Genomic DNA, 24,994 nt, shown 5'->3' with positions numbered 1-24,994 from the left:
ACGGTCGTCTCAGGCAACGAGGCGGGGATATTCGATCGCCGGGCAGCGATCCATCACGACCTTGATGCCGGCCGCTTCCGCCTTTTCGGCAGCTTTGTCGTCGCGCACGCTCAATTGGCCCCAGATCACCTTCGGCCTGGTTTCGAGCCCGATCGCCTCGTCGACCACGCCGTCCAGATATTCAGCGGCGCGGAAAACGTCGACCATGTCGACCGGCTGCGGCACGTCCGAAAGCGTCCTGTAGACCGTCTGGCCGAGGATCTGCTTGCCGGCTTGGCCGGGATTGACCGGAAACACCGTGTAGCCCTTGGAAAGCAGAAACCCCATGACCCGGTTGCTCGGCCTGTCGGGATTGGGCGATGCACCGAGCAGCGCAATCGTCCTGGTGCCCTTCAGGATATCGGCGATATAGGCATTGTCGTAATGGTCATGGTTCATGACGGCGCCTCCTGCAAATAGTGCGCCTCTGGCGGCGCAGTGCTTCTGCGCTATGTAGGTCCGCGTCTCGTCAAAAGGGATGAGGATCATGAAAAAATTTCTCGGCTGTCTTGCGATCATTGCCTCCGGCACCCTGCTCTCGGCTGAGCCGGCCGCCGCGATATCGCGCTACAATTCCACCGGCATGTCCTGCGCCGCCGTACAGCGGGCGATCGGACGCGAGGGTGCTGTGATCCTGCGTTACCCGTCGCGCAACAAGGCGCGAATGACGCTCTACGACCGCTATGTCATCGACAGCGGCTACTGCGATGGCCATGAGTTCGCCGATCGGGTGACCGTGCCAACGGCCGACACGCCGAGCTGTCCCGTTCGGGCGTGCAAAAGGAGACCCGATCCCGAAGATTGTTTTCCTCTCCAGGCCGGGTGCCTGAGATTCTAGGCGGGCTTCTTGAGTGAAAAAATCGAGAATGCCCGGACGCTGAAGTTCTCCGAATGTTCGGACTAAATTCCCTCTTTGTACCCGCACATATTAGCACCATCTTATGGTTGAATTAGAAACTGCTACTAAATTTTGCCGGGGCAAACTTGGTTCTCTGAACATTTGTCAGGTTTTCTTTTCCGTCGTGCATCCCATTGAAATGTGAGCAGGTGACAGCTATCGCCGCGGCAAAATCCACCTGAAAGCTTCAAAAAGACGGATTTCGCAAATTCGAACTCCAGTCCTCCGTCCTTCTGTCTGCACAACTCTGGATTTAGCTCGAACGAGCGACAAGCACAATGGGTGGCGCAACTCACCCTGCCATCCCAACAGGTTTTTACGCTTCCGACAGCCGTTGCCAAGCCCGAGTTGCCGCGCGGCGGAATCCCGGCTCACGCATATAAGATGGGTTTTCTTTCCCATCATGAGAGACAAACGGATAGTGGCAGAACGGCCGGTCTGACGCCCTCGGCGGGAACGAGACAACGATTGAGCATTGACTGCTTCGTATTTTGCCCAGAAAATTGTGGTATCATAGGACCACATAGATAACCTATTGATTTTGCTGCATCTATTTTTCGATCCGCGAAAACCGTCACCTTGACGCTTTTGGCCTCCCTCGGTATAAGCCGCCCCAGAACGCGGACCGTCTCGGCCCGCTTTCTTTTTGCCGGCCTCGGCCAAGGCAATCCAAGCAACAAGAAACGCCCTGCATTCGAAGGTTTCGGATGTCATGGGTCCTAGAAGAAAGAGTTAAAAACATGTCAACCTTCGTTCAGAAGCCTGCAGAGGTGGTGAAGAAGTGGGTGATCATCGATGCCGAAGGCCTCGTTGTCGGTCGCCTCGCCACCATCGTCGCCAACCGTCTCCGCGGCAAGCACAAGGCCACCTTCACTCCGCACGTCGATGATGGCGACAACGTCATCATCATCAATGCGGAAAAGTGCGTCCTTACCGGCAAGAAGTATTCCGACAAGACCTATTACTGGCACACCGGTTACCCGGGTGGCATCAAGGAGCGCACCGCGCGCCAGATCATCGAAGGCCGCTTTCCGGAGCGCGTCATCGAGAAGGCTGTCGAGCGCATGGTTCCCCGTGGTCCGCTCGGCCGTCGCCAGATGAAGAACCTGCGCGTTTACGCCGGTTCCAACCATCCCCATGAAGCACAGCAGCCGGTCGCCCTCGACGTGGCATCGCTGAACAGCAAGAACGTAAGGAGCGCCTGATAATGGCCGATCTTTCCTCCCTGAAGGACCTCGCGCCGGCTTCCGAAGCTGCCGCTCCGGTCTATGTCCGCAAGGTCGACAGCCTCGGCCGCTCCTACGCGACCGGCAAGCGCAAGAACGCCGTCGCCCGCGTCTGGATCAAGGCCGGCACCGGCAAGATCACGGTCAACGGCCGTGACTTCTCGACCTACTTCGCCCGTCCCGTCCTGCAGATGATCCTGCAGCAGCCGGTTATCGCCGCTGCCCGCACCGGCCAGTTCGACATCGTCGCGACCGTCGCCGGTGGCGGTCTCTCCGGCCAGGCCGGCGCCGTTCGTCACGGCGTTTCCAAGGCACTCACTTACTTCGAGCCGGGCCTTCGCGGCGTGCTCAAGAAGGGTGGCTTCCTGACCCGCGACAGCCGCGTGGTCGAGCGTAAGAAGTACGGTAAGGCGAAGGCCCGCCGCTCCTTCCAGTTCTCCAAGCGTTAATCGCTTCTGGTTTCAGACTTGCAAAAGGCGGGGCTTCGGCTCCGCCTTTTCGTTTTATGGGCTTTCTCATATCGGCAGCTCGGTGGTCGATTTCAGTTCGCGCAGGACAAAGCTGGAGACCACGTTGCGCACATGCGGGTTGCGCATCAGGTGGCGGGTCATGAAAGCCTCGTAGGCTTCGACGTCGCGCGCCCGGATCTTCAGCATATAGTCGAAGGTTCCAGACAGCGCATAACACTCCATGATCTCCGGCCGGTCGCGCACGACCGTGGCAAAGGCTTCGATCGCCTCCTCGTGATGGTCCTCCAGCGTCACATGGGCGACGATGCAGAGCTTGAGGTCGAGCTTTGCCGGATCGAGAAGTGCTACCCGCTTTCGGATGACGCCCTCGGCCTCCAGTTCCTGGATCTTGCGCCATGCGGTGCTTTGCGACATGCCGGCCTTCTCCGCCAATTCGGCGAGCGACGAACCGTCGCCCGTCTGCACGAGTTGCAGAAGCTTGCGGGCCGCCTGCAGGTTTTCTTTCATGATGGCCTCTCCTCCCGAAATATCTTCCCATTATTTACGCTCAATTCGGCAAAGCTGAAATGATTACCCGCCCTTTCGGAGATATATTGGTGACCTGACGGCCGACGGTGTCTGGAGCACCCGGCCATTCCATCACGCAACGGGAGGCGCTGATGACCAAGCAAAGCACCTACACGGCAAACCTGCCGGATGCAGACGGCATCTACCACTACACACGCGAAGAAGACCGGATCTGGAGCGAGCTCTACGAGCGCCAGATGAGGCTGTTGGCCGACAAGGCCTGCCGGGAATATCTGGACGGCGTCCAGGCACTCGGGTTGAAGGCGGACAAGGTTCCGCAGCTTGGCGATGTCGACCGGCGCCTCAACGAGACCACCGAATTCGGCGTGGAGGGCGTGCCCGCCCTCATCCCGCCGTCGCGCTTCTACGAGTTGCTGTCGCAGGGCAAGTTTCCGCTGGCGACCTTCATCCGCCGCCGCGAGCACATCGACTATATCGAGGAACCGGATATCTTCCATGAGGTCTTCGGCCACTGCCCGCTCCTCACCAACCGGAGTTATGCCAATTTCGTTCGCCGCTTCGGCGAAAAAGCCGTTGGGCTTGGCCGGGAATATTCCTGGCACTTGTTCCGGATATTCTGGTTCACCGTCGAGTTCGGCCTGATCGACACGCCGCAGGGGCGCCGCTGCTTCGGCGCCGGCATCGTCTCCTCTCCCAACGAGACGCGGGCCGCTATGGAAGGCCGTCAGGCCGAATTCCGGCCCTTCGATCTGATGACGGTGCTCAGGACCCCCTACCGCATCGATATCGTCCAACCGATCTACTATGTCATCGACAGCTTTGCGCAGCTGGAATCGATCATCGAGGAGGATATCGGGGCGCGCATCAGCGAGGCCAAGGTGCTGGGAGACTTTCCGCCGGTGTTCGAAGCCAAGGCTTCCTGAACGGGAGGCATTTGTTTCGTTCAGGCTTGCCTTGTCGGCCCTTATTGTCCAACGTCCCGCCACCTTAACGATGGAGGGACGCCATGGCAGAAAAGTCGATCGACCATGCCTTCACTGCAAAAAGCCCGACCTCGGCCGCGTCGGACCCGACGTTTGCCGGCGCACTGTCGTTCATGCGCCGCCGTTTCACCAAGGATTTGACGGGTGTGGATACGGTCGTCTGGGGCATTCCCTTCGATGCCGCGACCTCCAACCGGCCGGGCGCGCGGTTCGGGCCGCAGGCGATCCGGCGGGCGTCGGCGATCTTCGACAACGATCCGCAGTATCCGTTCCAGCGCGATCTCTTCGCAGAGATAGCCGTCGTCGATTACGGCGACTGCCTGCTCGACTACGGCAACCACCAGAAGACCCCGGCGGCGATCGAGGCCCAGGCGAATGTCATCCTCGACAGTGGTGCCTTCCTGCTGACGCTCGGCGGCGACCACTATGTCACCTGGCCGCTGCTCAAAGCGCATGCCGCCAAACATGGGCCGATGGCGCTGGTGCAGTTCGACGCGCACCAGGACACGTGGCTCGACGACGAGGGACGCATCGACCACGGCTCCTTCGTGGCGCGGGCGGTGCGGGCCGGCATCATCGATCCTGCCCGATCGATCCAGGTCGGCATCCGTACCCACGCGCCGGAAGATTTCGGGGTCCGCCTCCTCTATGGCCATGAGGTCGAGGAGATGACGGCAGCCGAGATCGCCCGGGTTATCGTCGATCATGTCGGGGAAACTCCGACCTACCTCACCTTCGACATCGACTGCCTCGATCCGGCTTTTGCGCCGGGCACCGGCACGCCGGTCGCCGGGGGGCCTTCGAGCGCCAAGATACTCTCGGTGCTGCGCCGGCTTGGGGGCCTCGATATCCGCGGCGCCGACGTCGTCGAGGTGGCGCCGGCCTATGACCATGCGGATATCACCGCCATTGCGGGGGCGACGGTTGCGATGTATATGCTCGGGCTTCGTGCGGAACGCCGCGCGGGCGCGTTAAATTTCTGAATCAACTTGCTGGTAAACTGAATCCGGCATCCAATCCAAGGCACTGATCTAACAGGATAAGACCATGACAGCGAAAATCTTCATCGATGGCGAACACGGCACCACGGGACTGCAGATCCGCACCCGCATGGCCGGCCGCCGCGACGTCGAGTTGCTGTCGATCCCGGAAGCGGAACGGCGCAACGCCGCCATGCGCGAGGATCTCCTGAACAGCGCCGACGTCGCCATTCTCTGCCTGCCGGACGACGCCTCGCGGGAAGCCGTGACCATGCTTGCCGGCAACAACAAGGTGCGGGTGATCGACACCTCGACCGCCTTCCGCGTCGATCCTTCCTGGGCCTATGGCTTTGCGGAGATGGACAAGGCGCAGGCGGACAAGATCAAGGCCTCCCGGCATGTCGCCAATCCGGGCTGTTACCCGACCGGCGCGATCGGCCTGATCCGGCCGCTGCGCGCCGCCGGCATCCTGCCCGACGGTTATCCGGTCACGGTCAACGCGGTCTCCGGTTATACCGGCGGCGGCAAACAGCTGATCGGCCAGATGGAAGACCGGTCGCGCGAAGACGCGATCTCGGCCAACAACTTCCTCTACGGCCTGAACCTCAAGCACAAGCACGTGCCGGAGATGAAGATCCACGGCCAGCTCGACCGTGCGCCGATCTTCTCGCCGTCGGTCGGCCGCTTCGCGCAGGGCATGATCGTGCAGGTGCCGCTCTTCCTCGAAGACCTGAGCGACGGCGCGACGATGGAGAGCATCCACAAGGTGCTGGTCGAGCATTATGCCGGCCAGGACATCGTCACCGTCGTGCCGCTCGACGAGAGCAAGGCACTTGCCCGCGTCGATGCGGAAGAGCTGGTCGATACCGACACGATGAAGCTCTTCGTGTTCGGCACGCCGGGCGGCGCCTATGTCAACCTGGTGGCCTTGCTCGACAACCTCGGCAAGGGCGCCTCGGGTGCGGCCGTCCAGAACATGGACCTGATGCTTTCGGCTTGATGGCAGAAGGCATTCCCTTTTCCTTTCCTGGCGAATGGCGGATCGAAACCGCCAGACAGATTGCCGATACCGTCGTCGGCACCGTCCGCAACGTATTGCTCCGGGCCTAAGCGAATACCCGCTTCAGACCCAGATTGACGGCGAGCTTCTCGCCCGGACCGTGCACGGCGGCGAACAGCAGCCCGGCGAGGAACGTGAAGTGGTCGACGAAGAAGCCGAACTCCGCCTGGTTGGCTTCCCACAAGCTTGGGCCATGGAAAGCGAAGGCCAGGAAGATGACATAGACGCCGGCAAGCAGCGCCGCTTCGGAGAAGAAGGCGCCGGTCAGGAATGCGAGGGCCAGCCCCACCTCGAAGATCGCCGCAATCCAGGCGAGAAACAGCGGAAATGGAAATCCGGCGCCTGAGATGAAGACGGCCGTCGCCTGCATATCGAGAAACTTGAACGTCGTCGCCATGACGAACAGGCCGCCAAAGATCAGCCTTGCGACGAGAATTGCGATTGTCTTTGCCATAACCCTACCCTCTCCTGTGGCCGAAGCCGTTTGAACTATGTCCCAAGGACGGGCGACAGACACTGTGGCCGACATCGGGCTGCAGATTTTTTCGCAGCAAAAAAGGCGGACGGAAATCGATCCGCCCGCCTCTCGCAGATATTTGTCAATGTACGGGCAGATCAGCTCCGCGTGACGATCGCAGTCTCCGGCGGATATTCGCCGACGAAGGCGCGCCAGTGGGCGATCGCGAAGCCGAGCACGATCAGCGCGGCGGCCTGGTGCGTCAGCGCCAGATCAAGCGGCACCTGCATGACAAGCGTCGAGATGCCGATGACGGCCTGTAGTGTCACCAGCCCGAACAACAGGACGGAACGGCGGGCATGGGTCGAGCCGGGGGCCAGCCGGAGAGAGACGATCATGTGCACGAGAGAGGCGGCCCACAGAACATAGGCGCCGCAGCGGTGCACGAACTGCACCGTCTTCGGGTTCTCGAACAGATTGATCCACCAGGGCTGCTGGACGAAAAGGTCGGCCGGGACCAGGGCGCCGTCCATCAGCGGCCAGGTGTTGTAGGAAAGGCCGGCATCCAGCCCCGCCACCAGCGCTCCGAGATAGATCTGGAAGAGGACCAGGAAGGCGATCCCGCCGGCTGCCCATTTGGATCTTGCCGTCGGCAGAAGATCGCGGCTATGCGGCGCCAGCCCGCGCATGATCCAGATGCAGGCGCCGAAGATCAGACAGGCGATGACGAGGTGTGTCGCGAGCCGGTATTGCGAGACGCTGACCAGTTTGGTCAAGCCGGAAGATACCATCCACCAGCCGATGAACCCCTGGAAACCGCCAAGCGCCAGGAGGCCGACCAGCGGACCCCGTAGGCGCTTTTCGATGCGACCGGTTAGCCAGAAGAACATCAAAGGCAGGGCAAAGACCAGGCCGATCGAGCGGGCGAGGAACCGGTGCGCCCATTCCCACCAGAAGATCGACTTGAACTGATCGACCGTCATGTCCCTGTTGATTTCCTGATATTGCGGAATGCGCTGGTAGAGGCGGAACTCCACGTCCCACTCTTCGGCCGACAGCGGCGGGATGACGCCGTGGATCGGCTTCCATTCGGTGATCGACAGGCCGGAGTCGGTAAGCCGCGTCGCGCCGCCGACAAGGACCAGACAGAACAGCGTGAAAACAACGGCGCCGAGCCAGATACGCACGGCCTTGCGGTCGCGCTCGCGGCGCTTGGTATGGTTCAGGACATCGATGATCACTGCATCGGTTGCCGACATGGGTATGCTCCTGTCGCTCAAGCCAAAAGGACGCGGCACATGGCCAAGCATCCATCAAGCATTTCGCGTTGCTTTGCCCCATCAACCCATGCAAAACAAGCCCCGGCGCTTTGCGGCATGCGGTCGCGGATAGGAGAAGACGTTTTGGTCCCGCGTTTGAGAAGTTTCATCGGCACCATCCTGATCATCGTTCTGGTGATCTTCTATGCGCTTGCCGCGACGACTTTCGCGACGCTGCTGCTCGCCACTTCGCCGTGGTGGGTGCATTTCCTCTACTTCCTGATCAGCGGCCTCCTCTGGATTTTGCCGGCCATGCTGATCATCAAATGGATGGCCGGGCCGAAGCCCAAGGGATAGCCGGCTTTACCATCGGTTAACCAGCGGCAGCGGTTTCGCGGGGCGTGGGCCGCCGGTAAACCGAATTTTGGTGCCCTCCCCCTATGTTGCCAGCCAAACGGCATCAGCGGGCAAAGCCATGCAGCAGCAGAAGATCCACCACGAAGATCAGGTCGAGGACGTGCTCGACATGCCGAAGGCTCAGAAGACCGTCCGGCTCGCCGAGCTATCCCTCATTTCGACAGACGATCTCCATTCCGTGGAAGCCGAGTGGCGGCGGCTCGAAGGGCTTGGCAAGAACTCCCTTCATCAGGGTTTCGACTGGTGTCTCGCCTGGGTTCAAGCGCATCGCAGCGAACTTGCGATCATCCAGGGCGTTGTCGATGGCCGCACGCTTTTCATACTGCCGCTCGAAATCGTGTCGGAACGCCGCGCCCGGATCGCCCGCCTGCTCGGCCACCGGTTCAACAACGTCAATACCGGCCTGTTCGATGCCGAGCTCGCCGCACCCGATGCGGAAGAACTGCAGAATTTCGCCTGTGGCCTGAGGCTCGCCCTCTCCGACAAGGCGGATCTGGTCGTTCTCGACAATATCCCGCTTGTCTGGCGGGGCATGCGACATCCACTGTCCGCATTTGCTTCGATCGAAAACCAGAACCATTCCTTCCAGTTGCCGCTCTTTCAGAATTTCGAGGCGACGCTGGCGCAGCTCAACGCGAAAAGCCGCCGCAAGAAGTTCCGCTCGCAGAGCCGCAAGATCGAGGCGATCGGCGGTTATGACCATTTCATCCCGACGGACCCCGCCGAAAAACATGCCCTGCTCGATATCTTCTTTCGCCAGAAAGGCGAGCGTCTCAGACTGTTCGGCCTGCCGGACGTCTTCCAGCTGCCCGGCATCCAGGATTTCTTCCACCGCCTCATGGATGTCCCGGCCAGGGGAACCGACACGCCGCTAATGCTGCATGCCATCCGGCTGCGCGGCGAACACGAGGGGCATATCGCGGCGATTGCCGGCCTGTCACGCAAGGGCGATCATGTCATCTGCCAGTTCAGCTCGATCGACGAGACGATCTGCCCGGAGGCGAGCCCCGGCGAGTTGCTGTTCTGGCTGATGATCGAGCAGTCCTGCCGCGAAGGCGCGTCGGTGTTTGATTTCGGCGTCGGCGACCAGCCCTACAAGCGCAACTGGTGCACCCAGGAAACGGTGCAGCACGATATGTTGCTGCCGCTGACCTGGAAGGGTTCGGTGATCCGGCCGTTCCTGATCGGAGTGACCAAGGCGAAGGCGGCAGTCAAGCGCAGTCCCCACCTCTATGCGATGGTGCAACGCTGGCGGTCCCGCCGGTGCCCGAAAGCGTCGGAAGCTCCCGCCTCCGACGCCGAATAGTCAGGCGGCGCGGCGCTTGCCGGGACGTGGCGAATGCCGGTCGGAGGTCTGCGCCATGACCAGCAGGTTGCTGTAACCGGCCGCTTCGAAGTCCGTCACCAGCTCGGCGACTTCCTCATCCTTGAAGCCCGGCACCGACAGGACGATCTCCGCCATGGCGTTGCGGGTCAGGCGCGAAATGCCGGCGATCTCGGCCGGGCCGCATTCGATCAGCACCAGGTCATAAGCGTCCGCAAGCGCATCGATGACCATCGACAGGCGATCCACGCCGCGCATGGCACGCGCCGGATCGGAAGCGCCGTGCGGAATGATATGTGCCTCGGAAAGCCGATCCGGATGGATCGCATCGCCGAAGGCGGTTTCGCCGCAGAGAAGGTCGGTAATGCCGGGCAGTTTCGGATTTTCCACCATCATCTGCGTTGGGGCCGCAGAACCGGTCATGTCGACCAGCACGACGGTGCGGCCGCTCTCGGCAATCTCGCGGGCGAGCATGACGGTCGCTGTCGAGCCCTCGTCACCGCCCGGTGAAATGGCGATCGCGACTGGCACGTCGTGGCGCTGCAGATAATGCGCGACCGAGCCGAGGGTGAAGCCGCTATCGTCGACCTCCGCTACGGCTTCCTCCGCTTCGCTCTCCTTTTCGGACAGCGATTGTTCGGCGATCTTGGCATAGGCGAGCGCCGCCGCGTTCTTCGCGCTCTCGCGGGCCGGTTCCGGCCGGTCGAAACGGGCGGCCTCGGCCTGCATCTGGTGGACCGGCAGCGGAGCGGCCGCAGCGGCGGGCGCGGATGCGGCAGCTGCCGGCACAATCTCCTCATCAATCTCTCGAACGCTGGACGGACGCAGGGCACGGCCAGAGAAGAGCTCGCTGACGATAACGATCAGGCAGCCGAAAATGAAGGTGGCGAGCGATACGACGATGACGATCGGGATGATCTTCGGGAAATAGGGTTCCGACGGTTCGACGGCCTTCGAGACGACACGGGCGTCGGCCGGGCTCGAATTGCCCTCGAGGCGGGAGGTCGCCTCGCGGTAACGGGCGAGATAGGTTTCCAACAGCTGGCGCTGGGCGGCGGCCTCGCGTTCCAGCGCGCGCAGGCCCACTTCCTCTTCGCCCGTCTTGGCGGAATCCGCCTTCAAGCCGTTGAGCTGGCCCATCAACTGGCGCTCGCGGATGCGCGACATCTCGGCTTCGTTTTCGAGGCTCGCGAGGATCTTTTTGGTCTCGCTCTCGATCTGCTGGCGGATGCCGGAAAGCTGGCCGCGCAGGCCTTTCAGCCGCGGATGGCCTTCGAGCAGCGAGGTCGAGGAGTCGGAGATCTGTGCCTGAAGGTTGGCCTCCGCCTCCTTGAGCCGCTGGATGACCTGCGAGCCGACGACGTCGCTCAGCGTGTCGGAAGCGCGGCCCGCCTTCAGGGCGGTGCGGACGTTCTCCGCGCGAGCCTCGGCATTCGCGCGCTCGCCGCGGATACGGGCAAGCTCGGTCGAGATGTCGTTGAGCTGCTGGGTCGAGAAGCTGTTGGTCTCGGTGGTCTGGAACAGGCCGTTGGAGGAGCGGTAATCCGCCACCTTCTTTTCGGCCTCCTTGACCTTGCTGGTCAGGTTGGCGATTTCCGGTTCCAGCCATTTGGCGGTTTCTGAATGAGTGTCGAGCTTGGCGCCGCTCTGGAGCTGGAGATAGACTTCCGCCATCCTGTTCGGGATGTCGGCGGCGAGCTTCGGATCGCGCGAGGAGAACTCGATGGCGATGACGCGCGAATTCTCGACCGCATAGACATCCAGCTTCTCGCGGAATTCCTGGATCACCCGGTCTTCGGGGTCGAGTGACATCGGATCCTGCTTCAGGCCGATCAGGACCAGCGGATCGGGCAGGAAGGACTGCGCGGCCGGATCGAATTCCTTGAGCCTGGCGAGGTTGAGGTCGCGGGCAACGCGCTTGATGAGGTCGGACGATTGCAGCAGCTGCGCCTGGCTGGTGATGTTAAGCGAGTCCAGCAGCGGGTCGTTGGCCTGTGCCGCGGCGTCCCCTCCCGACAGGTTCGGGGAGCGGGATTCGATCAGGAGCCGCGTCTCGCCCTTGTAGCTTGGCTTCATCAGGGTGGTGCCGACAAGGGCGAGCGCCGCCGCGACGACCGTCGCGCCCAGTATCCTGCCCTTGCGTTCCCAGACCGCCGATATGACCCGCCCAAGGTCGATGTCCACGTCCTGATTGCCACCGTTTACGCCTGACATGATACGCTCCAACTGATCGGTTTCGGCAAAGAGTAAAGGATCATGGTAACGCGAGGGTTAATGGCCAAGTACAGCGGTGGCACCCCAAGAAAATCCCCAAATTCCCAGCCTCTTTACCGGGCATTAACCCTAACGGATCGATAACGGGGACAGATGGTATGAACAGCCGGAGCCTCGACCGCGGAAATGTCCTTCGCCCCCTTCAAACGCGTGATGGCCAAACAGGTGCTGGCGTTAGCCCTCGCTGCGACGGCGCTTGCCGGCTGCACGAGCTACGCGCCCGCCCCGAAAAGCTTCCAGCAGGCAGCCATGCAGCCGTACAGGCTGGATAGCGGCGATCGGTTGCGCGTCAGCGTCTTCGAGCAGCCCGGCCTTACCAACACCTATACGGTCGACCAGGCGGGTTACATCGCCTTCCCGCTGATCGGCCAGGTGGCTGCCCGCGGCCAGACGCTGCCGGCGCTGGAAGGCTCGATCGCTTCCCGGCTCAAGCAGGGTTACCTGCGCGATCCGGACGTTACCGCCGAGATCGACCGCTATCGTCCCGTCTTCGTGATGGGCGAAGTCGGCCGGCCCGGGCAATATTCCTACGTGCCGGGGATGACCGCCCAGAACGCGATCGCGATCGCCGGCGGCTTCACCTCCCGCGGCAACCAGCGCGATGTCGACGTCACCCGCAAGATCAACGGCCAGGTGATCACCGGCCGCACCGTCATCTCTTCCACGGTGCTTGCCGGCGACACGATCTACGTCCGCGAGCGGCTGTTCTGACCGGTCCATGGCGGAGAGCCCTCCCTTGCGGATACTGCACTGCTTCAGGTCGCCCGTCGGCGGAATCTTCCGCCATGTGCGCGATCTCGTCGAGGAGCATCGGGCGGCCGGCCACGAGGTCGGTATCCTGTGCGACAGTTCGACCGGTGGAGCGCATGAGGACCGGCTGTTCGACAGCGTCAGGCCGCTGCTTTCGCTCGGCCTCACCCGCATTCCGATGCGCCGCGCGATCGCCCCTTCCGATTTCGCGGCTATCTACAGGAGTTACAAACACATCAAGAGCTTGCAGCCGGACATTTTGCACGGGCACGGCGCCAAGGGTGGCGCCATTGCCCGGCTGATCGGCTCAGCCCTGCGGGTCAACAGGTATCGCGTAGCCCGCCTCTATTCGCCGCATGGCGGCAGCCTGCATTTCAGCCGGTCGAGCCTTTCCGGCCAGGCCGTGCTGCGGCTGGAACGTTTCCAGGAGCATTTCGGCGACGCTCTCGTCTTCGTCTGCGACTACGAGCGGCGCACCTACGAGGCCAAGGTCGGCAAACCGCGCAAGGTGTCGCGGGTGATCTACAACGGCATCAAGGACGCCGAGTTCGAGCCGATTGCCACCGACCCGGCGGCACCGCATTTCCTCTATATCGGCATGCTGCGCGACCTCAAGGGACCGGACGTCTTCATCGACGCCTTCGCCCGCACCGAAAGGGCGGTCGGTCATCCGCTTTCGGCCCTGATGGTCGGCGATGGCCCGGATCGCGACCGCTACGAGGCGATGATGGCCGAGCGCGGGCTTGGCCGGCGCATCCAGATGAAGCCGGCCATGCCGGCGCGCGACGCGTTCGCCATGGCGAAGATCGTCGTCGTCCCCTCCCGCGCGGAGGCGATGCCCTATATCGTGCTCGAGGCGCTGGCGGCCGGCAAGCCGGTGATCGCCTCGAGGGTCGGCGGCATCCCGGAAGTGCTCGGCGACACCAGTGCAGCCCTTGCCATTCCCGGCGACGCCGCGGACCTCGCCCGCGTCATGACGCAAGCGGTCACGACGCCCGGCTGGCAGGATGCGGTGATGCCGAAACCGGAAGCCTTCAAGGCGGTGTTTTCCGCCTCGGTCATGGCCCGCGAGATGCTCGGCCTGTATCAAGACCTGACAGGTTCGAGGCCGGATTCGGGACGCGGCTAAAGGCTTCCTTCACCTCTTTTTGGTAAGCGTTTCCCATTGCTTCCAGTGTCGCCGGGGCTGCCAACGCCGCCGGGCTTGGAAGACCAAAGGGATCGGTCCATGAACCAGCCGAACAAGTCCGAGCAGTTCGATGTCGAAAGCCTTCGCAAGAAGGTTTCGGAACTCCGCGCAGCCGACGAAAAGCATGATCCGGCGAACGCCACGGTGCTCAATCCATTTGCGCGCCAGATCGCCGAGCAGTTCCGCAACGACAGCTATTCGCCGACGATGCTGATCGGCCTGTTCCGGCTGTTCGAACTGCTGGCCATGCTCGCGATCGGACTTGGTGTCGGGGCGCTTTTCGCGCCGATCGATCTTACCGGCTTTTTCGCCCGTTTCGCCTTCGTCGCCTGGGGCTCGACGCTCACCGTCCTGCTTCTGCAGGTAGCCGACACCTATCAGATCCCGTCGCTCCGCGGTGCCTCGCGCACCGCCAGGCGGGTCTTCGTCGGCTGGACGATCGGTTTCCTGCTAACCGCCTCGACCCTCTATCTCGTCGAACCCAAGCCCTATCCGCTTGCCGGCCTTTTCGCCTGGCTGGTCACCGGCGCCTCTTTCCTGTTCCTCGAACGGCAGCTCACGGCCTTTGCGATCCGTCACTGGGGTCGCAACGGCGTGATGGAACGCCGCGCCATCATCGTCGGCGGCGGTGAACCGGCCAAGCAGCTCGTCCGCCAGCTCGAACAGCAACCCGACAACGACATCCGCATCTGCGGCATATTCGACGACCGCAACAGCGACCGTTCGCCCACCGTCGTCGCCGGCTATCCGAAGCTCGGCACCTTTGCCGAACTCATCGAATTCGCCCGCCTCGCCCGCATCGACATGCTGATCATCGCGCTGCCGGCCAGTGCAGAGGCCCGCATCCTGCAGCTGCTGCGCAAGCTCTGGGTGCTGCCGGTCGATATCCGCCTTGCCGCCCATGCCAACCGCCTGCGCTTCCGCCCGCGCTCCTATTCGCATGTGGGCGCGGTGCCGATGTTCGACATTTTCGACAAGCCGATCCGCGACTGGGATTCGGTCGCCAAGCGCGTCTTCGATATCGTCTTTTCGGTGGTCGGCCTCCTTCTCACCTGGCCAATCATGCTGGCTGCGGCAATCGCCGTGAAGGCGACCTCGAAGGGGCCGATCCTGTTTCGCCAGAAGCGCCACGGCTTCAACAACGAGATCATCGACGTCCTGAAGTTCCGTTCGATGTACACCGACCTCAGCGACCAGACGGCGGTCAAGGCCGTCACCAAGGGCGACCCGCGCGTCACGCCGGTCGGCCGCTTCCTGCGCAAATCCTCGATCGACGAACTGCCGCAGCTGTTCAACGTGCTGCGAGGCCAGCTTTCGCTCGTCGGCCCGCGCCCGCATGCGGTGCTCGCCCAGACGGGCACGCGCAAATATGTCGACGTGGTCGAGAGCTATTTCGCCCGCCACCGCGTCAAGCCGGGCGTCACCGGCTGGGCGCAGATCAATGGCTTGCGCGGCGAACTCGACAGCGACGAGAAGATCCGTGCCCGCACGGCCTACGACCTCGACTATATCGAGAACTGGTCGCTGCTCTTCGACCTCAAGATCCTGTTCATGACGCCGATCCGGCTTCTCAACACGGACAACGCCTATTGAGCACGCTCGACTATAGCCGGCCAGGCAGCCACCCAGCAGGTTTCGACAGCCGCCTTGCCGCTATGAAGCTGGCCGGTTCCGGCCTGATCGCCTTTGGCGTCTTCCTGTCCGGCTTCGTCATTTCCGAGCCTGCCCCTTACGAACTGATCATGGTGATCCAGATCGGCATCTGGTTCCTGCTCGGCCTGAAGATCTCGCGCACCGTCGCGCCGCTTCTCGTGATGTTGCTGACGTTCAACATGAGCGGCCTGTTCTCCATGTTCGTCATGAAGGACATGAGCGAGGCGCCGATGTATTTCGCCGTCTCCACCTTCCTGGCGCTAAGCTCGGTGTTTTACGCGGCGATCATCGAGAACGACCACCGGCGCCTCAACCTGATCTTCAAGGCTTGGGTGATCGCCGCGATCATCACCTCGCTGCTCGGCGTTCTTGGCTATTTCAACGCCTTTCCGGGCTCGCATGTGTTCACCCGCTACAATCGCGCCATGGGCGCCTTCCAGGACCCGAACGTCTTCGGTCCCTATCTCGTCGCCCCCCTCCTCTACCTCCTCTACCGGATGCTGACCGGACCGCTGATGAAGGCGCCGCTGCTGATCGCCGGCATCCTCGTCCTGGCGCTCGGCATCTTCCTCTCCTTCTCGCGCGCCGCCTGGGGCCTTCTCATATTTGCCGGTATCGCTCTGGTGATCGTCATGCTCCTCAAGGAGCGCACCACCGCCTTCCGGTTCAAGATCCTGGCGATCGCCGGCGGAGCCGCGATCTTCCTTGTCCTTGCCCTGGCGATCGCGCTGCAGTTCCCGCAGGTCTCCGACCTGTTCACGAACCGCGCCAAGCTGGTGCAGGACTATGACGGCGCCCGCCTTGGCCGTTTCGAGCGCCACAAGATCGGCTTCCTGATGGCCATGGAACGGCCGCTCGGGCTAGGCCCGATGGCATTCGGCAAGATCTTTGGCGAGGACGAGCACAATATCTGGCTGAAGACGCTGACCACCTATGGCTGGCTCGGCGCGATCACCTATCAGATCATGATCTGGTCGACGCTGTGGTTCGGCTTCCGCTACATGCTGCGTGAACGCCCGTGGCAGGCCTATCTGATGGTCGCCTGGGTGATGATATTGGGGCATGCGATCATCGGTAACGTCATCGACACCGACCACTGGCGGCATTTCTACCTCCTGCTCGGCATCGTCTGGGGCTGCATTGCGCTGGAGCACCGTTTCGTCCGGTCGCAGCGGCGATCCCCCTCGCCGGCCGCCAGGACCGCTTGACTTTAAGGTCCAGCGCTCCAGATTTTCTATCATGCTGACGGTCTCGCAACTCCGCGCCGCACGCGCGATGACAGGAATGACGGTGGAGGAACTCGCCGCCGCATCCGGGCTCTCCAAATCCGCAATCGAAGAAGCCGAGGCCTCGCAGGTCTTCGCAAATGCCGCGGTTACCGATCGGCTCCGTTCGATCTTCGAGTCGAAGGGCGTGCTTTTCCTTGGCGCAGGCGAGGACGATGCGGGTGCCGGGCCGGGGTTGAGGCTGCGCCAGCAGTTTCACGACGAGGGAATCCGCCCCCAGAACCTCAACGCCGCAAACGACGACTGAAAATCGCTGCAGCGCGGGAACTCTTTGAGATTTCACGCGTTTCCCCGCCGTCAGACGATATATGCAGGGGGGTCACGCATGACACGCACAAACAATCTCTATCTCGTTATCGGCGCGTTGCTTGTCGCCGTTATCGGCCTCGGGTTTTACGTCTATCGCGAAGAAACCCAGCCGAAGGGCGTCGAACTCAGCATCGGCCAGAATGGTATAAAAGTCCAAGAGAAGTGAGGGTTCGTTAGAGGATACATTATTAACGATAGAAGCTCAGAGTTGTCCGGAACAAAATTCACCATGTGCGTTTAGTTTCAAATAAGCAAGAAAAGGGGATACTTATGACCAGGCATATGAATCTCGACGAGGTCGACAGTAAAGGGCTGAAGAAAGTCTGGAGCGTTGCCGAGTTCGCCAAGCGTTATCGTCTTGACTGCGAAGAAGAAACGCGATTGCTGAAGCTGTTAGGGCCGTTTGCGTCCCAGCAGGAACTGCTGATGAACGCGAGCCGCGCGCCGCGTTTCCGCTAGACGTTTCCAGATATCCCGCTCGATCTTTCTGCGTGGCTTTCAAGCCGAAGTCGAGAGCATGCGTAACGTCGGTTTGCACTCAAACTGCCTCCTCCAGCGGAACCTTTGTCATCCTCTTCTAGTTGGTCTCTCGTGAACCAATTGGCGCCCAGGCGGTCGAACCGCCGCGCAGAAGGAGGATAACCATGATCAGACTGATTTCGAACGCGGGGCTTGCAGTTGCCCTTTCGTTAGGCGCCATCGGCGCCTTCTCCCTTCCCGCTTCCGCGCAGGATATCCAACTGCGCGTCGGACCAGATGGCGTGCGGCCTATGATCCGTGACCGGGATCGCGATTACGATCGCCGCGGCTGCAGCCCCGGTGAAGCGCGTGCCGCAGCCCGCGACGAAGGCTTTCGCGACGCCCAGGTCGTCCGCGTGACGAGCCGCAGCGTCACCGTCGAGGGCTTCACGCGCAACGGGCCGGATCGCATCACGTTTGCAAACCGCCGCGGCTGTCCGGAAATCTGACCTGTCGCCGAGGCTGACCGCTCCATTGACCGCGAAAGCCGCGCCTAAACTTGGGCGCGGCTTTTATGTTCACCGGCGCATTCTCATGCCGGCCATTCTCTTTTTCTTCCGATCGAGGGATTTTGAGCTTGCGCCGCGATAGCGGAGCGACTAGGGAAAACATGCTCATTGAGCAGGTCGGGGCGTAGCGCAGCCCGGTAGCGCACTTGACTGGGGGTCAAGGGGTCGTCGGTTCATTATGCGGGATCGCTGGCTTATGTTCAGACTGAGTAGAGAAACCATAACGGAATGTAGCGCAGCCCGGTAGCGCACTTGACTGGGGGTCAAGGGGTCGTCGGTTCGAATCCGGCCATTCCGAGGTTTTTCGCTTTAAAATCAAAAACTTAGGACTCGCCTTGATGTTGATGAGTACTTGAGTGCGTGTCCTCAACACGAGTGAACTTCAATGAAGGAGCTTCACCGACAGGACAATATTTGTTCAACTGCAAGTGTTCAGATTCCATCGACCCTCATGAAGAAAGACTAATGCGGGTTTTCCCGCATTCTGCTTTGTCAAAGGATCGGTGATCCGGCGATTGCCTCGGATAAAGCCGGAAGATCACCGATACACCTTTGACCTAAGAAAGCCGGCCGCTAGGCCGTCATTTTCGGCGGAGCCGTACGGACCCTCTGGGCTTTTAGGTTCCTATCCCGCCGGTTTAAGAAACCGCTCTCAGGTAGCGTTGGTTGGTACGCCTAAACCCGGCGTTCCATCGGACTCCCACACCTTAGAAAATCTCTCGCGATACGTCCCCCTACCCCAGAAACTCTACATTCTCCCCTCGTAAAATTTCTTTACGTTGAGAAGGGGATTGCAGCAATTGCTGCCGAAGGGCGCTTCGGCGGGTCAGTTCGCAAGCAGATAGGTTTGGAGATGTTCAAAGACGTCACCGAACTATTCAAGCACGAGCGGGACGATCGCGATAATTGTGACAGCCTCTCGCGATTAACACGGGAAGCGATGACGGTCGACTTCGCTCAAACGCATCCTGTCGCGCGCTATCAACAATTGCGCGCTCGAAATAGGCATCGGGGTCTTCAGATACTGTCGTGATCGATTTCTCATGTGTGTATCCAGCTATTTCAACAAGATCATGCTGACCGGCGGAAAAGTGCTGGTCCGACCTCCCTCTGCTGTCGTCGAGCAACGCGCGTTCGCGGCTGGCTGATGCCAACTCGACGGCCCCGGGGCGACGACGTTCGTCCCATTGGCCGACCGAGGTAGAGTGTCTGCACAATCTTTTAGCAGCGCAAACCTATCAGCTGACTATGGCCCCGGGATTCCGCGAAATCATGATGGGTGCCCCGCGAACCACTCGGCTGATGGCCGGCCTACGTCTTAGTGGTGCCGGTCGCTGATTGCATCCCTGGCCTGGTCGTCGGGATTCAGAGATCGATTCCGCAGGCATCGCTAAGTCATTGAAAACTGATTCGTTTCGATTCGGAACGAATCGGTTGCGTAATGATTGAGTCGCCAATCAGTCGAGTCGGAGTTTAGCGTCATGGCAGGTCAGCGGGCACAGTGGAAAGGCTTCGTGAAGTTCGGAGAAGTGTCATGCGGGGTGGCGCTCTACACTGCCGCATCCACATCGGAGCGCATCACCTTCAACACGATCAACACCGCCACCGGAAACCGCGTCAACCGCGTGTTTATCGACAGCGAGACCGAGGAGCCTGTACCGAAAGAAGCCCAGACCAAGGGCTTCGAGATCGAAAACGGGCAATACATCATCATCGACCCCGAAGAGGTGGCGGCAACGATCCCCGAGAGCAACAAGACGCTCGAGATCGAGGCGTTCATCCCCTGCTCCGATGTCGACGACGTATTTTTCGACAAGCCTTACTACCTGACGCCGGACAGAATGGGTTCCGACGCCTACGCAGCCCTGCGCGATGGCATGCGGAAATCGAATGTCGCCGCGATCGCTCGCACGGTCCTGTTCCGCAGGATGCGCACCGTCTTGATCCGGCCCCATGGCAAGGGCCTCATAGCCACGACGCTGAACTACGACTACGAGGTACGCTCGTCGAAAAAGGTATTCGAAGAACTGCCGAAGATCAAGATCGAGGGTGAGATGCTCGATCTCGCCAAGCACATCATCGGCACCAAGAAGGGCGAGTTCGATCCTGCGACCTTCGATGACCGCTATGAAGCGGCGCTGGCCGAACTGGTCAAGGCAAAGATCGAAGGCAAGGCACTCCCGAAAAAGAAGAAGGTCGAAGTCTCGAAGCCAAACGACCTGCTGGCCGCGTTGCGTGAAAGCGCCGGAATGATGAAGGCCGCAGCGGACAAACCGAAACGCACTGCCGCCAATGCCAACGCTGGCACCGGACGGCAACGCGCCGCGCGCGGGACGGCCGCGAAGTCCTCCGCGGTGAAGACAGCCCCACAGCGCAAAGCAGGCTGAGGAGACGGATCATGGCATTGCGTCCCTACTGGAAAGGCTATCTGAAACTCTCCCTCGTCACCTGTCCGGTAGCGATGACCCCGGCGACATCCGAATCCGAGAAGGTGCGCTTCCATACCCTGAACAAGGCGACCGGCAACCGCGTCGTCTCCCAGTACCTCGACTCGGTGACGGGAAAACCGGTGCGCGACGAGAACGAGGCGAAAGGGTACGCCCGCGGCGAAAACGACTATGTCATCCTGACTGAAGACGACCTCGATACCGTGAAGACGATCGACATCGAGAAGTTCGTGCCCGCCGACAGCATCGAGTGGGTCTATCTGGAGAAACCGCACTATCTGATGCCCGACGACGCCGTCGGAAACGAGGCATTCGCTGTCATCCGTGATGCGATGAAAGCTGACAAGGTTGTCGGTGTGTCGAAGCTCGTCATCGGCCGCCGCGAGCGCGCTGTCGTCCTCGAGCCTCGCGGTGAGGGCATCGTACTCTGGTCGCTTCGTTTCGGAGACGAGGTCAGACCCGAGGAGAACTACTTCGAGGACATCGAGGACGAAGCCGATCCAGATCTGTTGCCGCTGGTCCAAAAGCTGATCAAGCAGAAGACTGCGCGGTGGTCGCCGGACATGGTCAGCGACCCGATCCAGGAGAGCCTCCTCAAACTCATCGCTGAAAAGAAGAAAGCCCTCAAGCCTGCCAAGAAATCAACTAAAGGCAAAGGGACGGCCGCTCCGGCCTCCAACGTCATCAACATCATGGACGCATTGAAAAAGTCATTGGCCGACGAACTCAAAAGCAAAAAGGCGGGATAGGATGGACAATGTCGTCGAAATCGAACTGTGCGAACCTTCCCCTTTTCTCTTCGGAGAGAACGGCCATCTCGGAGTGACTGATGGCACGTCGGTCTGGATCGTCGTCGTAACCCGCGAGGCGATGATCGCCACCGCCGATCCTCCAGAGGCGTCGCTAAAGCGCCTGGCACGCTATGCAGATGTCTACCGTGACATGGCCGAAGTCATGTTGGCGCGGGGAGATGGCGACGACGGCAAGGTTTGGATATTCGAAAAGGACGTCCTTGCACTTCGAGCGAAGCAAAGGCCTCGGGATTTCAATGGCCGCAGGAAGTTGTCGTCTCTATCAATCGGGGCTCACCGCTGATGGCGGCTTTATGTCTGCTACCGACGTGCTTTCGGTGTCGTCCCTCGCGAACCTGTCGTCGGCCTGCTGATTGACCTTCGTCACATCCTCGGATTCTTGCTCGGCCAGCTCATGCTGTTCTTCGGCACGCCGCCAATGTTCGTCGTGTGAACCTTCCGGGCGACCATCGTCTTCCCAGATCTTGTAAGCCCGCTCACGCTGCTGCTGTTCCTTGTCTACCATCTCGCGCTCCTCCACGGCTCACTGAATATAACCCGTGCCTCGCGAAGTCGTTCCTGACGTCAAGGCCAGCTGACGCCTGGCCAACGGGCAAGCTTGAGGGCGAGCTCAATGGTCATGTCACAGGAGTAGCGGACTTTCCGTCGCCGTCTTTTTCTTGACCCAGAGTTCGGACGTCCTCTCCATCGACATCAGCTCTGGCGGGAAGGACCGCCTTTGGAAGGCCAGTACATCCTCGAAGCTTCCGTGTAGCCATCGATCGTAATCATCGCGGCGGAGTATCACTGGCATCCGGTTATGGACGGGAGCCACGAACGCGTTGGCGTCAGTCATCGTGCCTGAGTATACCGGACCCCACTCGTCGCTGACGCGCCAGAGTCCGGCCCAGGCGAAAACGGGCTCGCCCGGCAACGAAAACCACGTCCTGGTCATCGCACCTTTCTGCCCCTCGGGTTCAGCGAAATGCGTAAGGGGGATTAAGCAACGCCATTGCGGCTTGCGGGCCAGACCGACCCAAGTACCCTTGGTCAAGTCCGCGATGTTGTTGACGGGCTTGGGCTTCGCGTCCGGCTTCATAGTCGCGAACCGCATCGGAAACCCCCACGTCATCGACCGCAGTTCCCGCACGCCTTCGTTTTCCGTGACGACCATGCCAGGTGTCCCCGGGTAAACTTCCTCAGGAGCGTTGGATGCCATCGGGTTCGCCACCCGGAAGTGTGCGGCAACCTCGGCGGCGGACTTGCGGACGGTATACAAGTTACACATGCGTTGTCTCCCGGTAGGTCGCGGGTTGCTAGAACATGGCGTCGTTGGCGCTGCGCGGCAAGGCTTTCCCCGGCGGGCTCCCGCTTTGCCAGCGGTCTCGAGTGTAAAGGATTTCGAAGTCTTCCGAAGGCGGGGGATCGCGAAACTGAATCGCGATGACGTCCTGGATCGAACCGTGAAGCCAGCGGTCGTATTCGTCTGGTTTCAGAAGGACCGGCATGCGGTCGTTGAACGGCTTGATCTTCTCGTTCGCTGTCATCGTCATTCCGGCAAACACGGGTCCGAAGTCGGCCGTGTTCTTGCAGAACCCGGCCCAAGCCATCAAGGGCTGGCGGTTCATCGAGAACCATGTCCTCTTCTTCTCGCCCTTGGGGCCGTCGGGGTTTGCGAAGTGAGTGAGCGGTATCAGGCATCGATAGCGCGGATCAACGACAATACGATCCCAGAGCGGATTGGTGAGGTCAGCTACGAGACCGATGCGACTTGGCGGCTCCCCGCCTGTCCGCATCTCGCGTGTCTGCCTCGGGAAGCCCCACGGGATCGACTTGAGCAGACGGAGACCGTCCTTCTCGAGCACGATCAGTCCTTGTGTGCCCTCGATCGTCTCGCTCGGGAGGTCAGCCGGACTCGGAACGTCCACGCCGAAATGGGCGACGATCTCGTCCATGGTTCGCGTTATCGCATACAGGCGTGACATTGACTGGTCCCACAGAAACGCGCAACGGGATAACACAGGAACGGAATAAGAACAACGCGAACTAGTCTCCGTCCCCGTTACAGAGGATGCGCAGACGCCTGATCTCTCCGGCGAGCATCAGCATCCCGGCGCTCACGATGACATCTACGGCGTCGTTGTCCCCGGCCATCCCGGCCAGCGTTGGCATGTCCGCCATGAAGCCGGGCTGGATTGCGACCATGTTTCCATTGACGTGCAGTAGCTCTCTCTGGGCCTGCACCGTCGAGATGCCCCGTTCGATCAGCCGCCGACGCTCGGATGGAGCCAACGAAGGGAGGGTGTTAGCGGCTTCGACGAGCTCGGAAATGAAGTCGGTTACCGCGTCACCGCGCACCTTCAATTTTCCGCACCGATCGGCATGCGAAACTCAAATGTTGTTTTCTCCGCGGACGACGACACTGAGAGCGTTCCGCCATGTGCCTTTGCGATCTCGGAGGCGATATGAAGACCGAGCCCCAGGCCTTGCTCGTGACGTCCCGCAGCGTCACCTCCTCGAAAAAAAGGTTGAAACAGGCGGCCTATCGTCTCGGGCGGGATTGGGTCGCCGCCGTTGGAGACAGAAATGATCAGGTCATGTCCAGCCACTCGTGCCGACAGCCCGACGGGTTTGTCTTCCGCTCCATGAGACAGTGCGTTCCCGAGAAGGTTCGAGACGAGTTGGCCAACGCGTCCGGCATCCACGAACACTGGTTCAGGCAGGTCAATCTCGACGTCGATGCGTCTGCCGCTCCCAGTGGAAAGCTCCGCCACGACTTGCTTGAGGTGGAGGGAAAGTTCCTCTTCGACCTTACGGGAAATCGTAAGGCCGCCACCCATTCGACCACGGGTCAGGTCAAGTACGTCATCGATCAATCTTCCCATGCGGGCAACGCTGCCATCGATCAGTCGGACGACCTGCTGACCTCTTGAACTGAGGTCCTCTTTTGACAGGATGCGCATGCCGCCCCCGATTGCAGCGACTGGGTTCCGAAGATCATGTCCGAGGATGGCGATGAATTCGTCGCGCAGGCGACCTGTTTCGGTCAGGGCCTTATTGAGGGTCTCAATTTCGCTCCGTGCCCGATCACCGGCCTCGTTTGCTTCGAACAGTTCCCGCTCATATTTGCGTCGGCTCGTCGCCTGGAAGAGAGCGATCCTCGTTTCCACGACTTCGCCATCTGCATCGACTCGCTGAGTCGCATTGGCAAGGACAGGGAGCCTCGTAGCGTCCCTCCGGACTACGTCCAAAGCGACCTCGTGGAAAAACCCCTGCATGCGCAAGAGGGGTGCGAAATGGGTTTCGTAGAACACACGGCCCGCCACGGGCAGGAGATCGAGCAGGCGTTTGCCTAGAAGCTCGTCGTCCACCAGATCGAGCCATATTCGGAGCGTCTCGTTTACGAGCACGATGCGGCCCTTGTCGTTCAAAACGAGGTATCCGCACGGTGCGTTGTCGAACAGATCGCGGAAATCGATATCGTGGTCCATCGGCTGCCTAGAGCACATCCTGTTCAATCCGGGTCATATCCAGCAGCCCTGAAGTAGTTTGCGCATTCTGCCGGTGTGAAGCGGGGGATCAAGGCGCCGACGGCATCCCATAGAGCATCGACCTTTCGCTCCGCC

General features: G+C 61.0%; 29 protein-coding genes, 1 tRNA gene and 1 pseudogene. 20 read left to right on the top strand and 11 right to left on the bottom strand.

What is annotated here, in order from left to right; all coding sequences use genetic code 11:
• Window positions 1–9 precede the first annotated feature (9 nt).
• On the bottom strand, window positions 10–438 hold the full coding sequence (locus tag C5L10_RS29325; RefSeq protein ID WP_105432583.1) for a CoA-binding protein: 429 nt from the start codon (window positions 436–438) through the stop codon (window positions 10–12).
• An 88-nt stretch (window positions 439–526) separates the two neighbouring features.
• Here C5L10_RS29325 and C5L10_RS29320 point away from each other — a divergent pair, with 88 nt between their 5' ends.
• The 3 genes from C5L10_RS29320 to rpsI all read left to right on the top strand — a co-directional run bounded on the left by C5L10_RS29320 (window position 527) and on the right by rpsI (window position 2,612).
• Window positions 527–877 carry a hypothetical protein gene (locus C5L10_RS29320; RefSeq protein WP_105402993.1) on the top strand — a complete coding sequence of 117 codons (351 nt, stop codon included), beginning with the start codon at window positions 527–529 and terminating at the stop codon, window positions 875–877.
• 800 nt (window positions 878–1,677) lie between these two features.
• Complete coding sequence (gene rplM / locus C5L10_RS29315) at window positions 1,678–2,142, top strand: 50S ribosomal protein L13 (protein WP_037080613.1); 465 nt, start codon at window positions 1,678–1,680, stop codon at window positions 2,140–2,142.
• A gap of 2 nt (window positions 2,143–2,144) precedes the next feature.
• Window positions 2,145–2,612, top strand: a complete 468-nt coding sequence (rpsI, locus tag C5L10_RS29310) for a 30S ribosomal protein S9 (RefSeq protein ID WP_046667795.1) — start codon at window positions 2,145–2,147, stop codon at window positions 2,610–2,612.
• Between the two features lie 66 nt (window positions 2,613–2,678).
• Here the strand turns inward: rpsI and C5L10_RS29305 are convergent, their stop codons facing one another.
• Entirely contained in the window at window positions 2,679–3,140 is a 462-nt protein-coding gene (locus C5L10_RS29305) for an Lrp/AsnC family transcriptional regulator (protein ID WP_038541909.1), read from the bottom strand.
• A gap of 152 nt (window positions 3,141–3,292) precedes the next feature.
• Between C5L10_RS29305 and C5L10_RS29300 the strand changes: the two genes are divergently transcribed.
• The 3 genes from C5L10_RS29300 to argC all read left to right on the top strand — a co-directional run bounded on the left by C5L10_RS29300 (window position 3,293) and on the right by argC (window position 6,124).
• Window positions 3,293–4,084, top strand: coding sequence for a phenylalanine 4-monooxygenase (locus tag C5L10_RS29300; protein WP_105432547.1), 792 nt, complete (start codon window positions 3,293–3,295; stop codon window positions 4,082–4,084).
• Window positions 4,085–4,167: 83 nt separating this feature from the next.
• Window positions 4,168–5,127 (top strand): agmatinase, encoded by a 960-nt coding sequence (speB, locus tag C5L10_RS29295; RefSeq protein ID WP_105432546.1) that lies wholly within the window; start codon window positions 4,168–4,170, stop codon window positions 5,125–5,127.
• Window positions 5,128–5,191: 64 nt separating this feature from the next.
• Entirely contained in the window at window positions 5,192–6,124 is a 933-nt protein-coding gene (argC, locus tag C5L10_RS29290) for an N-acetyl-gamma-glutamyl-phosphate reductase (RefSeq protein WP_105432545.1), read from the top strand.
• Window positions 6,125–6,230: 106 nt separating this feature from the next.
• On the opposite strand, the gene C5L10_RS29285 is transcribed toward argC, so the two are convergent.
• Both C5L10_RS29285 and C5L10_RS29280 read right to left on the bottom strand, forming a co-directional pair.
• On the bottom strand, window positions 6,231–6,638 hold the full coding sequence (locus tag C5L10_RS29285) for a DoxX family protein (RefSeq protein WP_046667800.1): 408 nt from the start codon (window positions 6,636–6,638) through the stop codon (window positions 6,231–6,233).
• Between the two features lie 161 nt (window positions 6,639–6,799).
• Entirely contained in the window at window positions 6,800–7,900 is a 1,101-nt protein-coding gene (locus C5L10_RS29280) for a COX15/CtaA family protein (RefSeq protein WP_105432544.1), read from the bottom strand.
• A gap of 144 nt (window positions 7,901–8,044) precedes the next feature.
• On the opposite strand from C5L10_RS29280, the gene C5L10_RS29275 reads away from it, so the two are divergent.
• Together C5L10_RS29275 and C5L10_RS29270 are read left to right on the top strand one after the other, a co-directional pair.
• Complete coding sequence (locus C5L10_RS29275; RefSeq protein ID WP_046667802.1) at window positions 8,045–8,257, top strand: DUF2842 domain-containing protein; 213 nt, start codon at window positions 8,045–8,047, stop codon at window positions 8,255–8,257.
• A gap of 118 nt (window positions 8,258–8,375) precedes the next feature.
• Window positions 8,376–9,623, top strand: a complete 1,248-nt coding sequence (locus C5L10_RS29270; protein WP_105432543.1) for a GNAT family N-acetyltransferase — start codon at window positions 8,376–8,378, stop codon at window positions 9,621–9,623.
• Here C5L10_RS29270 and C5L10_RS29265 read toward each other — a convergent pair whose 3' ends face one another.
• Window positions 9,624–11,855 (bottom strand): exopolysaccharide transport family protein, encoded by a 2,232-nt coding sequence (locus tag C5L10_RS29265; protein ID WP_105432542.1) that lies wholly within the window; start codon window positions 11,853–11,855, stop codon window positions 9,624–9,626. It abuts the gene before it with no gap.
• Window positions 11,856–12,068: 213 nt separating this feature from the next.
• Here C5L10_RS29265 and C5L10_RS29260 point away from each other — a divergent pair, with 213 nt between their 5' ends.
• The 12 genes from C5L10_RS29260 (at window position 12,069) to C5L10_RS29210 (ending at window position 21,672) form a co-directional block, all read left to right on the top strand.
• A complete protein-coding gene (locus C5L10_RS29260; RefSeq protein ID WP_172717254.1) occupies window positions 12,069–12,626 on the top strand; it encodes a polysaccharide biosynthesis/export family protein in 558 nt (185 codons plus the stop codon).
• 7 nt (window positions 12,627–12,633) lie between these two features.
• Window positions 12,634–13,794 (top strand): glycosyltransferase family 4 protein, encoded by a 1,161-nt coding sequence (locus tag C5L10_RS29255; protein WP_105432541.1) that lies wholly within the window; start codon window positions 12,634–12,636, stop codon window positions 13,792–13,794.
• 99 nt (window positions 13,795–13,893) lie between these two features.
• Window positions 13,894–15,447, top strand: a complete 1,554-nt coding sequence (locus tag C5L10_RS29250; RefSeq protein WP_105432540.1) for an undecaprenyl-phosphate glucose phosphotransferase — start codon at window positions 13,894–13,896, stop codon at window positions 15,445–15,447.
• A complete protein-coding gene (locus C5L10_RS29245) occupies window positions 15,444–16,715 on the top strand; it encodes an O-antigen ligase (protein WP_105432539.1) in 1,272 nt (423 codons plus the stop codon). The genes C5L10_RS29250 and C5L10_RS29245 overlap by 4 nt, the downstream gene beginning before the upstream one ends.
• A 31-nt stretch (window positions 16,716–16,746) precedes the next feature.
• Entirely contained in the window at window positions 16,747–17,040 is a 294-nt protein-coding gene (locus C5L10_RS29240) for a helix-turn-helix transcriptional regulator (protein WP_105432538.1), read from the top strand.
• A gap of 78 nt (window positions 17,041–17,118) precedes the next feature.
• Window positions 17,119–17,268 carry a hypothetical protein gene (locus C5L10_RS33965; protein ID WP_046636539.1) on the top strand — a complete coding sequence of 50 codons (150 nt, stop codon included), beginning with the start codon at window positions 17,119–17,121 and terminating at the stop codon, window positions 17,266–17,268.
• Between the two features lie 104 nt (window positions 17,269–17,372).
• The gene (locus C5L10_RS29235) at window positions 17,373–17,561 is read left to right on the top strand and encodes a hypothetical protein (RefSeq protein WP_046636538.1); all 189 of its coding nucleotides are present in this window, start codon (window positions 17,373–17,375) and stop codon (window positions 17,559–17,561) included.
• Between the two features lie 185 nt (window positions 17,562–17,746).
• Complete coding sequence (locus tag C5L10_RS29230; protein WP_046636537.1) at window positions 17,747–18,070, top strand: hypothetical protein; 324 nt, start codon at window positions 17,747–17,749, stop codon at window positions 18,068–18,070.
• 284 nt (window positions 18,071–18,354) lie between these two features.
• A tRNA-Pro gene (locus C5L10_RS29225) sits at window positions 18,355–18,428 on the top strand.
• Window positions 18,429–19,611: 1,183 nt separating this feature from the next.
• Complete coding sequence (locus tag C5L10_RS29220; protein ID WP_105432537.1) at window positions 19,612–20,517, top strand: Ku protein; 906 nt, start codon at window positions 19,612–19,614, stop codon at window positions 20,515–20,517.
• An 11-nt stretch (window positions 20,518–20,528) separates the two neighbouring features.
• Window positions 20,529–21,326, top strand: coding sequence for a Ku protein (locus C5L10_RS29215; protein ID WP_105432536.1), 798 nt, complete (start codon window positions 20,529–20,531; stop codon window positions 21,324–21,326).
• 1 nt (window position 21,327) lies between these two features.
• Window positions 21,328–21,672, top strand: coding sequence for a hypothetical protein (locus tag C5L10_RS29210; RefSeq protein WP_105432535.1), 345 nt, complete (start codon window positions 21,328–21,330; stop codon window positions 21,670–21,672).
• Here the strand turns inward: C5L10_RS29210 and C5L10_RS29205 are convergent.
• The 6 genes and pseudogenes from C5L10_RS29205 to C5L10_RS29180 form a co-directional block, all read right to left on the bottom strand.
• The gene (locus C5L10_RS29205) at window positions 21,652–21,894 is read right to left on the bottom strand and encodes a DUF2934 domain-containing protein (RefSeq protein ID WP_105432534.1); all 243 of its coding nucleotides are present in this window, start codon (window positions 21,892–21,894) and stop codon (window positions 21,652–21,654) included. The two genes, C5L10_RS29210 and C5L10_RS29205, sit on opposite strands and share 21 nt — an antisense overlap.
• A gap of 117 nt (window positions 21,895–22,011) precedes the next feature.
• Window positions 22,012–22,656: an SOS response-associated peptidase gene (locus C5L10_RS29200; RefSeq protein ID WP_105432533.1), complete on the bottom strand. Its 645-nt coding sequence runs from the start codon at window positions 22,654–22,656 to the stop codon at window positions 22,012–22,014.
• 28 nt (window positions 22,657–22,684) lie between these two features.
• Window positions 22,685–23,353 carry an SOS response-associated peptidase family protein gene (locus C5L10_RS29195; protein WP_105432532.1) on the bottom strand — a complete coding sequence of 223 codons (669 nt, stop codon included), beginning with the start codon at window positions 23,351–23,353 and terminating at the stop codon, window positions 22,685–22,687.
• A 61-nt stretch (window positions 23,354–23,414) separates the two neighbouring features.
• Window positions 23,415–23,732, bottom strand: coding sequence for a hypothetical protein (locus C5L10_RS29190; RefSeq protein WP_172717248.1), 318 nt, complete (start codon window positions 23,730–23,732; stop codon window positions 23,415–23,417).
• Window positions 23,729–24,859: a HAMP domain-containing sensor histidine kinase gene (locus tag C5L10_RS29185; protein WP_245448275.1), complete on the bottom strand. Its 1,131-nt coding sequence runs from the start codon at window positions 24,857–24,859 to the stop codon at window positions 23,729–23,731. Before C5L10_RS29185 ends, C5L10_RS29190 begins: the two co-directional genes overlap by 4 nt.
• Before the next feature lie 23 nt (window positions 24,860–24,882).
• Window positions 24,883–24,994: pseudogene (locus C5L10_RS29180) on the bottom strand (IS630 family transposase); the annotation flags it as partial.

The sequence above is a fragment of the Neorhizobium sp. T6_25 genome, from assembly GCF_002968555.1.
Classification (GTDB): Bacteria; Pseudomonadota; Alphaproteobacteria; order Rhizobiales; family Rhizobiaceae; genus Neorhizobium.
Note: the sequence above shows the minus strand (reverse complement) of the source record. Positions and strands in the feature narration are given on the sequence as shown.